Raw genomic sequence first — 10,000 nt, forward strand, 5'->3', positions numbered from 1 at the left:
TCCTGCTGCGTCTGAGAAAAGCTTTTTGCAGGTCTGGCATTTCCAGTAGGCTTCATATCCATCTTCAGTGCAGCCGGCGTCTTTCTTTTCTACCTTTTCAAGATTATGACCGGTTGCTTTAATTGCTGTCGGATTGCTGATTTCCGCGGTTCCGGCTGCGTCTGAGAAAAGCTTTTTGCAGGTGTTACACTTCCAATATGTTTCGTGTCCATCTTCTATGCAGCCGGCATCTTTCTTTTCTACCTTTTCAAGATTATGGCCAGTTGCTTTAATCGCTGTCGGATTGCTGATTTCCGCAGTTCCGGCTGCGTCTGAGAAAAGCTTTTTGCAGGTCTGGCATCTCCAGTAGGCTTCGTATCCATCTTTTGTGCAGCCGGCATCTTTCTTTTCTACCTTTTCAAGATTATGGCCAGTTGCTTTAATCGCTGTCGGATTGCTGATTTCCGCGGTTCCTGCTGCGTCTGAGAAAAGCTTTTTGCAGGTGTTACACTTCCAGTAGGCTTCGTATCCATCTTTTGTGCAGCCGGCATCTTTCTTTTCTACCTTTTCAAGATTATGACCTGCAGCAGGAATTGTCTCGGTGTAGGTGTGGCTGCTGTCATTCTTGCAGACATAAGTGCGGACACCGTCTGTAGTGCAGGTGGGTTGTGTCGTCACGGTGCTTTCGTAAGCATGTCCAAGTGGATTGGGATTGGATGTCCCACCGCAAACTGTGCAAGTCTGTCCGCTTGTGCAAGTTGCCGTTCCACTCCAATTATGTTTCTTGCATGGATTCGATATATTAGTACCACATTCTGAGCAAGAAACGTGTTCCCAATGATATCCACCATCTTTATATTCATAAGTACTGGTTGTACCTACCCATTTACCACAAGTTTCGCAAAGGGCCTTCCCAGCATATGCCGTTGTTGGCAGCATCATTAGCACCATGCCCAGCGTAAGCAGGACGCTCAAAAATCCTTTTTTCATATAGTTTCCTCCCAATAAACATCGAATTTTGTTGGTAATTTCTGTATATGAAGATTTTATCATGTTGACTGCTTCTATATAATCTCCGTTTCACCTCGAAAAAGTATATTTTGCTATTTCAGCATATACTTTTTCAGTTCATCCCTCTTTTTTATATTCAGCTTCACATAAATCCTGCTCAGATAAGTTTTAACCGTATTGGGTGAAAATCCCAGATAATCTGCAATTTCCTGGTTATTCCAGTCACGGCTTGCCAGCATGGCAATCGAGAATTCCACCGTGGATAATGCATCTGTTACGAAATTCTCTGACATTGGATTGTGGATTGCCATCCATCCTCTGCTAAAACTGATAACCTTATCCGATAATTTGTTATATAGTTTTGAATCTTCCTTACGGATACATGACTCCAGAAGTCCCTGCAGCAAACCATGATGTTCAATAAAGGGTTCCAGGAATTCGTCTTCTTTCGCCATATTCCATGCCAGCATCAATGCGTCTTTTGCTTTCTGCTGATGTTTCAGATTCATCTGGCACATTGCCATCATGCAATACAGATAAATCATACTAATCGGATAGGTGCCGTCCCTGAACATGAATGCTGCCTCACAAATTCCAAGCGCTCTACCGTACTCCCCTTTCAAATACGCCATATGAGCTATCACATAGGCAGAAAACATCTTAATTCCAGGAGGCAGTGCTGCTGCATAAAATTCTACATCCGGAAGTTCATCTACCGGAAGATGCAAAAGTACGGAAGACATATATCCTGCAAATACACTAATTGCTTTATCCTCCGCAGACGAAGAATATTTCATTTCTTTTTCAAGACATTCCCGAATCTCCCGTATCCCTTTTCTGGATGCCACGGCTCTGCCAAGTGTCAGATTCGAATATACATATAACAGGCAGGAAGACATCTTAAGCTTTATATTATGGCTCATCAGGTAACGTTCTGCTATATGGCTGCATTTCTCCGCCTGCCCGGTAAAATAATAATATTCAGCACGTGCAATTTTCTGAAAATCCCTGTCTTCAAAACCGGCTACCGTCCTTTTCGCCTCACCCGGCTGAAATGATGCATTGATCAGCGGCAGGATGGTATACTCACTCATGATCGTGTACCTCCAACAGCTTCTATATTCGACATAAGATCAACTCCTTTCCATATTTCTGTCCATAAGCACATTTTTCCTTTATGAAATCACTCCATGGCAGACTGTCCGTTCCTGCGAGATATAAAAAAGATAATATGCAGTTGGTGCTGTACCTTGCTCCGGCTGAAAATACCGGGAGTTTTTTGTGTTTCATAAATAAAACCGCCTGAAATAATAAATGCTTGCTTCTATTATACAATTTTGTGAGGACAAAGAAAAGTTTACAGTTAAAAATAGATATTGCAGCTAAAATAATGACTAATATTGTAAAAGAGGTTATTGTACAGGATGCATTTTTACAGAAGGAAAATTAGATGAGAAAGTGGTTGTTGCAGAAATTGCAACAACCACTCTTCGTGGTGCAATGAAGGGGAAAACTCAGAACAATATTACAGGAGTTTATAATCTTGAAAAAGAGGCAAAAAAACAAATCAGAAAGAAAAAATAGTTTGCATTAAAGCACAACCAATGAAATTTTATTCAAAGGCTGTGCTTTAAGTTTAATTCTTTGAGCAAATCTTCCTGAGAAACAGATGGCTGATAATCAGGATTACCATTTTTATAGGCATCCATAGCTGTCTGTTCATCAGGATCAGGCACAATCTGTTCGACATTATTAAGAACCTGGTCTTTTATATTGGACACGCTATCTATCACACTCCTTTATAAATTTTATCCTATTTTCCAATATTATACTATAATAAATTTAAAAGAAAAAGATGCAGTCAAACAATCGAAATGTTATGATATACGCAGAGGCAAAAAGACTGACTGAAAAGGAGCTGTCTATGAAAATTTTTCATTTATCGGATCTGCATATAGGATTGAAACTGATGAACCGGGATCTTCGGGAAGATCAGGAATATATATTGGATGAAATTACAGAACTGGCGCGCAGGGAACGGCCGGATGCGGTGGTAATTGCGGGTGACATTTACGATAAGGCAGTTCCGTCAGCGGAGGCGGTGGAGGTTTTTGACCGTTTTTTGGTCGGACTCACCGAAGCAGTGCCGGATGCGGTTATTATGATGATCAGCGGGAACCACGACAGTGCTCCGAGAGTCAACTGTTTCCGCAAAGTCCTTTCCGGGCAGAACATCTATATGGTGGGACAGCCGCCGCGTACAGAGTCAGAATATATCGAAAAAGTAACACTGAATGATGCGTACGGAGAGGTGAATTTTTACCTCCTTCCGTTTGTGAAACCATCCATGGTAAAACAGATCACAGGTACGGATAAAAACGGAAATAATCTTTCTTATAATGAGACATTGCATCGGCTTATCGATCGTGAAACCATCAATCAGAACAAGAGAAATGTGCTGGTCAGTCATCAGTTTTATCTCCCGATAGGTAAAAAGGCAGAAGACATTGAACGTATGGATTCTGAGATGCGCACCGTCGGAAATATTGATGAGGTATCTGCGGATGTGCTGGGAAATTTTGATTATGCAGCACTCGGACACATCCACAAACCAATGAAAGTCGGGAGTGAATTTTACCGTTATTGTGGTACACCGCTTGCCTGTTCCGTAAGCGAGGCACAGCAGCAAAAAGGTGTAGTCATGGTCGAAATGGAAGAAAAAGGAAGCACAAAAATGACGCCTCTTCCATTGACACCGCTGCATCAGGTGAGAGTTATAAAAGGGACACTGGAAGAAGTATTACGGGAAGCCTGTGGGGATTATGTGACAGTTATTCTGACGGATAAAGTTGATCTTGATGTGATCGATATGCAGGAGAGAATCCGCCTGGCATTTCCGAATCTTCTTGAAATCCGCAGAGAAAATCAGCGCAAAGCAGATTACAGCAGAAATATTCAGGAAGAAGAATTACTGGATCCGTACGAACTGTGCTGCTCTTTCCTGAAGGAGATCGATGACGAAGAAAAGTTGATTCTGCAGGATGTACTTCATACTGTTCAGGGGGTGAAATAACATGAAACCTTTGAAACTGAAAATGCAGGCATTTGGGTCTTATGGTGAGGAAACCCTGATCGATTTTGAAAAAGTAAATCAGAATCTTTTCCTTATTACAGGCGATACTGGAGCAGGAAAAACAACGATTTTTGATGCGATCGTGTTTGCGCTGTATGGTGAAGCAAGTTCCTCTGCAAACAAAAAAGAGGGTGTGGTTTTGCAAAGTCAGTATGTCGATTTTGCAAAAGAACCTTTCGTGGAGCTTACCTTTTCGGAGGGTAATAACGCAGACAGTGAAATCTATACAGTACGTCGCGTTCCGCGTCATTTAAAGCCAATTACAAGAGGAGCCGGTAAGGGCGGGCAGCGCGAAATAACAGGTTCTGTCAGCCTTATCATGCCGGACGGAATGGAGTATCCGTCCAAAGAAGCGGACAGTAAACTGCAGGAAATTGTGGGCCTTACAAAGAGTCAGTTTATGCAGGTTGCGATGATTGCGCAGGGGGAATTTATGGATCTTCTGCGTGCGAAATCCGATGACAAAAAGGTCATTTTCCGGAAGCTTTTTAATACAGAAATGTATCAGGATATTGTGACGGAACTGGGGAATCGTAAGCGGGAAAAAGATAAAGAAATTGCGATTTTAAAGACGCAATGTCAGACGGAAGCTGTCCGGATCCGTATATCTGAAACATATGAATTTCAAAAAGAAATGCAGCAGTCGAAGAGACAGATTGAAGAAGGACAGATGGCAGGACTTGCTGATTTTATGAACAGATTAGAAGCACTCTGTGACTGGATGAAGAAGGAACTTGAGAACGCAGAGAGGGCATATCAGGAGTCGGAATGTGCCCGAACAGGTAAGGGAGAGGAGCTTGCAAAAGCAGAAGAACTTCTGAAATGGTTCGCCCAGCTTGAAAAGGCGCAGGAAGATCTGCGAAGATATGAGGCACAGGAACCGGAAATGATCCGTGCAAAAGAGCTGGCAGCGCAGATCCGTGCGGTTTATGAAATTGCAGAAAAATACAACCAGTATCATGAAGCAGAAACGACATGGACAGACAGCGTCCGGGCTTTGAAAGAATGGGAAGAAAAAATACCGGAGATTCTGGAAACGCTGAAAGTGGCAGAAATGACAGAAAAAATGGAGCGCCAAAAGTATAATCAGGAAATAGAAAGATACAGTACAATCAGCGAGAAAGTGCGAAAATCTCGTGAAATCCTGAATGCGATTGGGCAGAAAGAAAAAGAAATTACAGCAGATAAGAATGCGGCAGAGAACGCAGAAAAGGATTTTGCAGAAGCAGAATCAGCGCTTGAAAATCATGAAAAACAGGAAACTGAATGGAAAAAACAGAGCGAAAAGCTGACGGAAACAGATAAAATACAGGCGCAGTGGGAAGCCAGAAGTCAGGAAGCAGAAAGTCTCTGTCAGGAGCTGGACGCGGTGGCAGTTATCCGGAAGCAGGCAGGAGAAAGCCTTGCAAAAGCAAAGAAAAAACTGGATATTTATGCAGAAATCAGTAAGGAATATCAGAAACTTAAAGACAGCTATGAGAATATGCGGCAGATGTTTCTGAATGAGCAGGCAGGAATGCTTGCGGCTGATCTGAAACCGGGATTTCCCTGTCCGGTCTGTGGTTCGACAGATCATCCACATCCGTTCGCAGGAGCGGTGGATCATGTGGATATCTCACCCGAAAATCTCCAGACAATGGCACAAGATGTGGAAAACTTCCGTGTAAAACAGGAGCAGGCGGCCAATGAATCCCATGCGGCAAAGACAGAGTATGAGACAAGAAAAGAGACTTTTGTGGAGGCGGTTGGCAGACTTCGTAACCGCATGCAAAAGAGTATTTCGGAGATTCAGAAAGATGCCGGATTGTCCGAAATGAATGAAGCACTTAAAATCTGGAAAAACTCTATAGATATTTCACTGAAAACACTGAAAAAAGATGCAGAGAAACTTCGAAAAATCCGCGAGCTTCTTCAGGGAGCAGATGAACAGCGTAAAATATTGAAAGAAAATCTCGAGCTTTGCCGGGCAACTCAGACAGAAGCTGCCAGAAAACTTACAGAAGATACGGCACAGTTAAACAGTTTCCGCACATCCTGTGAGTTTGCATCAGAAAAAGATGCTTCTGATACATTGGAAAAAGCAGAAACTGCAAAGCAGGCATCAGAAAAAATCTACAAAAGAGCAGCAGATGCACTCGATGCAGCATCATCTGCGAAACAAAATGCAGAGACATTGATTGCAAAATATCAGAAAGAAATACCTGCGCAGGAGGAGAATTTTGCAGTGAAAAAAGCTGCATATATGGACTTCATGCAGGAGAAACAGATGACTGAGGAAGCGTGGAAACAGCTTGCGAAAGAAAACAGCAGGGACGATGAAAAGAAACTGACAGATACAGTCAATGCGTACAGAGAAGCGAAAGCAGCAGCGATTGCGCAGAAAAAAGCAGCAAGTGAGACGATTGGCGAAGCGCAGAAACCGGATCTTGACAAGATAAAAGCAGAAAAGGAAGCAGCAGAAACTGCTTATCAGAGTGCAGAAAAAAGATATAGCCAGTTAAAATCTGATTACAAAGACAATCGGGAGATTTTGACTGCATTATCTGCGCGGATGGAGAAGCGCCAGGAAGTCATAAAGGAGCATGCCAGAATAGATACGCTGTACCGCATGACCTCCGGAAATGTCAGTGGTTCACGTATGGATCTGGAAACTTTTGTGCAGAGATATTATCTGGAGAGGATTCTTTATGCGGCAAACCGACGCTTTCAGGAAATGTCGGCGGGACAGTTTGAACTGCGGATGTATGATCTCAAAAAAGCCGGTGAGGGCAAAAACAGAGGTCTTGATCTGATGGTGTATTCCACGGTGACAGGAAAAGAGCGTGAAGTACGTACACTTTCCGGCGGAGAATCCTTTATGGCGGCATTGTCACTTGCGCTTGGCATGGCAGATCAGATCAAGCAGAGTTCGGCGGCAATCAATCTTGATATGATGTTTATCGATGAGGGCTTTGGTTCACTTGATGAACATTCCAGAAATCAGGCGGTTCGTGTACTTCAGGAAATGGCGGAAGGTTCAAGGCTGATCGGAATTATTTCCCATGTATCGGAACTGAAACAGGAGATAGAAGATCAGATGATCGTCACAAAAGATGAAAACGGAAGCCATGTGAAATGGCAGATCAGTTAGGAGAAAAATGACAGAAAAAACATTGAAAAAGCTGGCACAATTGCTGGAACAGGATCAGTTTGAGCTGATTTTTCCGGAAGATATGCAGGCAGAACGAAGGCAGATATCAGAAGAAAAGACGCATGGTACAGATATAAAACTTGTATATCTGATGAACGATGCAGTAGAAAGCTTTCTTGTTTTTCGAAATGCCAGAATGACGGGGGAATATCACAGTGAATATCAGGGACAACTGCAGGCATCGATGAACCGGCAGGCGGATGGGTATGTACTGGTCGTCAGACAGGGGGCTACGGTGCTGACATTGTTTTTTGAAGACCTTGATCTGGAGGTTCATCTATATGAATATGCATATACCGGTCATTTCTGGGTGAAGAAATATGAGTATCTCCGGCAGTTGGAATACCGTCTGGCAATTTTGCGGGACAAGCGTGATTATCTTGGAGAAGAGTACTGCACTGAAGAGGAAAAAGAACTGTCAGTGCTTGTGGAATTTCCTCCGTTAAATTACTGCTGTTATCCGGCTGTCCCGGAGAAGTATATCGTGCCACGGGAAAATCCCTGGATCCCGTCGGAAAAAGCCATTATCTATATGAAGAAACTTGCTGTGGAGTGCAGAGATGTTTATTTTGAAAAAATGCTGGAGACATATCGGAAACGTCCGACAAAATTCCGGGCAAAAAAAATCGCAGCCATGCTTCACAAAACAAAACATGCTGCGGTTGTGGATCGCCTGACACACAAACTTCAGGATGCAACGAAAGAATATAAAAGGCGATTTCCGGGAGAGGCTTTAGAAAAAGGTTATCGGGAAGTGTTTGCAAGAGTAGAACGACGACAGGAAGAATTAAAAAAACAGGGAATCCGCGCAGATATTTTACGTGAAGAACCTTTCACGATCGCGCGTGACTCCCTGGATTATAAATTGTATCTTATGATATGGAAAGAACGCCGGGGAAATCGAATAACAGAGATAGAAGAATATATCTGTTAAGCGTTTTTCATTTTACCGAGCTCTTTTCTGGCAAAAACGACTGCAAGTATAAAAGCCGCGGTATCAGCAATCGGACCGGCATACATCACTCCGTCGATTCCCATAAACATCGGAAAGATTACAACGAGTGGCAGCAGGAAGATTACCTGTCTTGTTAATGACATGATGATACCGAGAGTGGCCTTTCCTATAGAAGTAAAAAATCCTGCAGACATTGGCTGAATTCCGTTGGCAAATGTCAGGAGCATAAAAATCCGCAGATATTTTTCGGCGAATTTAAAATACAGATCACTTCCGCCACCGAACATTCCGACGATCTGGTGTGGAAAAAGCTGGAAGCAAAGGAAAAAAATCGTGGCAATGATCGTGCAGGCAGTCGCAGAATAGCGGTATGTCTGACGTACGCGGTCATATTTTCTGGCTCCGTAATTAAATCCCCAGATAGGCTGTGCGCCCTGCGAGATTCCGATGCAGATTGCGAGGAATACCATATTTACTTTTGAAACAATGCCGACACAGGCAATCGGAATGTCACTTCCATAGACAGAAGCGGCACCGTAATAGCGGAGAATGTTATTCATAACAATCTGTACAGCCGCAATGGCAATCTGATTGATGCCGGAGGCAAGTCCGAGCGAAGTGATTGCACGCAGGTGTTTAATCTTTGGCTTCAGCATGCTGCGGTCAAGGTACATCTTACGGAATTTTGTAAAATAGATCACGACAAGGATTGCAGATACAACCTGCCCGATCACGGTTGCCCATGCACCGCCTTTGATTCCCCATTTAAAACCAAAAATAAATAATGGGTCAAGAATCGTATTGATAATTGCACCGGTCAGGGTACACATCATGGAATACGTAGGACTGCGGTCGGCACGGATAAGGTGGTTTCCACCGACGGACAAAGTAAAAAACGGAAGACCGATGGCGATGATGCTTACATAGTCTGTGGCATAAGGCATAACTGTGTCTGTCGCTCCGAAGAAAACGAGCAGCGGATGCAAAAAAAGCAAAATGATCGCGGCAACCGATACACCGGTGATGACAAGCGTTGTCAGTGCACTTCCGGCAATTTCGCTTGCTTTGTGCTCTTTGCCGGCGCCCATTTCGAGATTGTAGTTGGATGCGCCGCCGATACCGAGGAGCAGTGCGGCAGCAGTTGAAATCGTTGTGACCGGAAATGCGATGTTTGTCGCAGCGTTTCCGAGCATTCCGACACCCTGGCCGATAAAAATCTGGTCGACGATATTATAAAGTGCATTAACCAGCATACTGATGATCGCAGGTATCGCAAATTTGGCAAGAAGACTGCCGACTGGCGCAATTCCCAGGGGATTGTCCGCGTTTGATGAGTTAGATGGATTCAAAATAACGACCTCTTTCTTCTATAACAATGTAGTACGAAATCATTCGTAGATATCATAGAACTCAGTATAACATAAAAATAAAGAAAGTGTGAGTGCGAAATATGAAACAAAAATATCTGATTGACACAAAAGAAAACAAGTTGTTTCTGAAGGAGATGTCTGAAAATCTGCTGAATTTCGGACATCAGTTTCCGGCACCGGACGGAACCTGTTATTATCTCGGGGATGACGGGACTCCATGGAAGTCATATAACAGAGACACATTCGAGACATGCAGGATGCCTCATGTTTATACGATCGGAAAATATCTGGGGCATGAAGGCAGTGAGGAACTGATCGATGCTGCGGTAAAAGGGCTGTGTGGTGCAGCGAAAGATAAAGAA

The 10,000-nt window shown here is 43.4% G+C and carries 8 protein-coding genes and 1 pseudogene (1 of these 9 cut by a window edge); 5 read left to right on the top strand and 4 right to left on the bottom strand.

What is annotated here, in order from left to right:
* Both BQ7344_RS16200 and BQ7344_RS11315 read right to left on the bottom strand, forming a co-directional pair.
* Window positions 1-969 (bottom strand): annotated as a pseudogene (locus BQ7344_RS16200) (hypothetical protein); the annotation flags it as partial.
* Window positions 970-1,082: 113 nt separating this feature from the next.
* Window positions 1,083-2,084, bottom strand: coding sequence for a response regulator transcription factor (locus BQ7344_RS11315; RefSeq protein WP_072522628.1), 1,002 nt, complete (start codon window positions 2,082-2,084; stop codon window positions 1,083-1,085).
* Between the two features lie 364 nt (window positions 2,085-2,448).
* Between BQ7344_RS11315 and BQ7344_RS16660 the strand changes: the two genes are divergently transcribed.
* Entirely contained in the window at window positions 2,449-2,574 is a 126-nt protein-coding gene (locus BQ7344_RS16660; protein WP_255367493.1) for a hypothetical protein, read from the top strand.
* 32 nt (window positions 2,575-2,606) lie between these two features.
* Here BQ7344_RS16660 and BQ7344_RS16205 read toward each other — a convergent pair whose 3' ends face one another.
* Window positions 2,607-2,783 carry a hypothetical protein gene (locus BQ7344_RS16205; RefSeq protein ID WP_159431375.1) on the bottom strand — a complete coding sequence of 59 codons (177 nt, stop codon included), beginning with the start codon at window positions 2,781-2,783 and terminating at the stop codon, window positions 2,607-2,609.
* 131 nt (window positions 2,784-2,914) lie between these two features.
* Here BQ7344_RS16205 and BQ7344_RS11320 point away from each other — a divergent pair, with 131 nt between their 5' ends.
* From BQ7344_RS11320 to BQ7344_RS11330, 3 genes are read left to right on the top strand one after another with little or no spacing between them, the layout of a single operon-like run.
* A complete protein-coding gene (locus tag BQ7344_RS11320) occupies window positions 2,915-4,063 on the top strand; it encodes an exonuclease SbcCD subunit D (RefSeq protein ID WP_072523421.1) in 1,149 nt (382 codons plus the stop codon).
* Between the two features lies 1 nt (window position 4,064).
* A complete protein-coding gene (locus BQ7344_RS11325) occupies window positions 4,065-7,253 on the top strand; it encodes an AAA family ATPase (RefSeq protein WP_072522629.1) in 3,189 nt (1,062 codons plus the stop codon).
* Window positions 7,254-7,260: 7 nt separating this feature from the next.
* A complete protein-coding gene (locus tag BQ7344_RS11330) occupies window positions 7,261-8,247 on the top strand; it encodes a DUF3878 family protein (protein WP_072522630.1) in 987 nt (328 codons plus the stop codon).
* Here the strand turns inward: BQ7344_RS11330 and BQ7344_RS11335 are convergent.
* Window positions 8,244-9,617 carry an MATE family efflux transporter gene (locus BQ7344_RS11335; RefSeq protein WP_072522631.1) on the bottom strand — a complete coding sequence of 458 codons (1,374 nt, stop codon included), beginning with the start codon at window positions 9,615-9,617 and terminating at the stop codon, window positions 8,244-8,246. The two genes, BQ7344_RS11330 and BQ7344_RS11335, sit on opposite strands and share 4 nt — an antisense overlap.
* A 101-nt stretch (window positions 9,618-9,718) precedes the next feature.
* Here BQ7344_RS11335 and BQ7344_RS11340 point away from each other — a divergent pair, with 101 nt between their 5' ends.
* Window positions 9,719-10,000, top strand: the beginning of a protein-coding gene (locus BQ7344_RS11340) for an AGE family epimerase/isomerase (RefSeq protein ID WP_072522632.1). 966 nt of this gene lie beyond the right edge of the window; only the first 282 of its 1,248 coding nucleotides appear in the window; its start codon is at window positions 9,719-9,721; its stop codon lies beyond the right edge, outside the window.

It is taken from the genome of Blautia sp. Marseille-P3087, from assembly GCF_900120195.1.
In the GTDB taxonomy this organism is placed as follows: Bacteria; Bacillota; Clostridia; order Lachnospirales; family Lachnospiraceae; genus Blautia_A.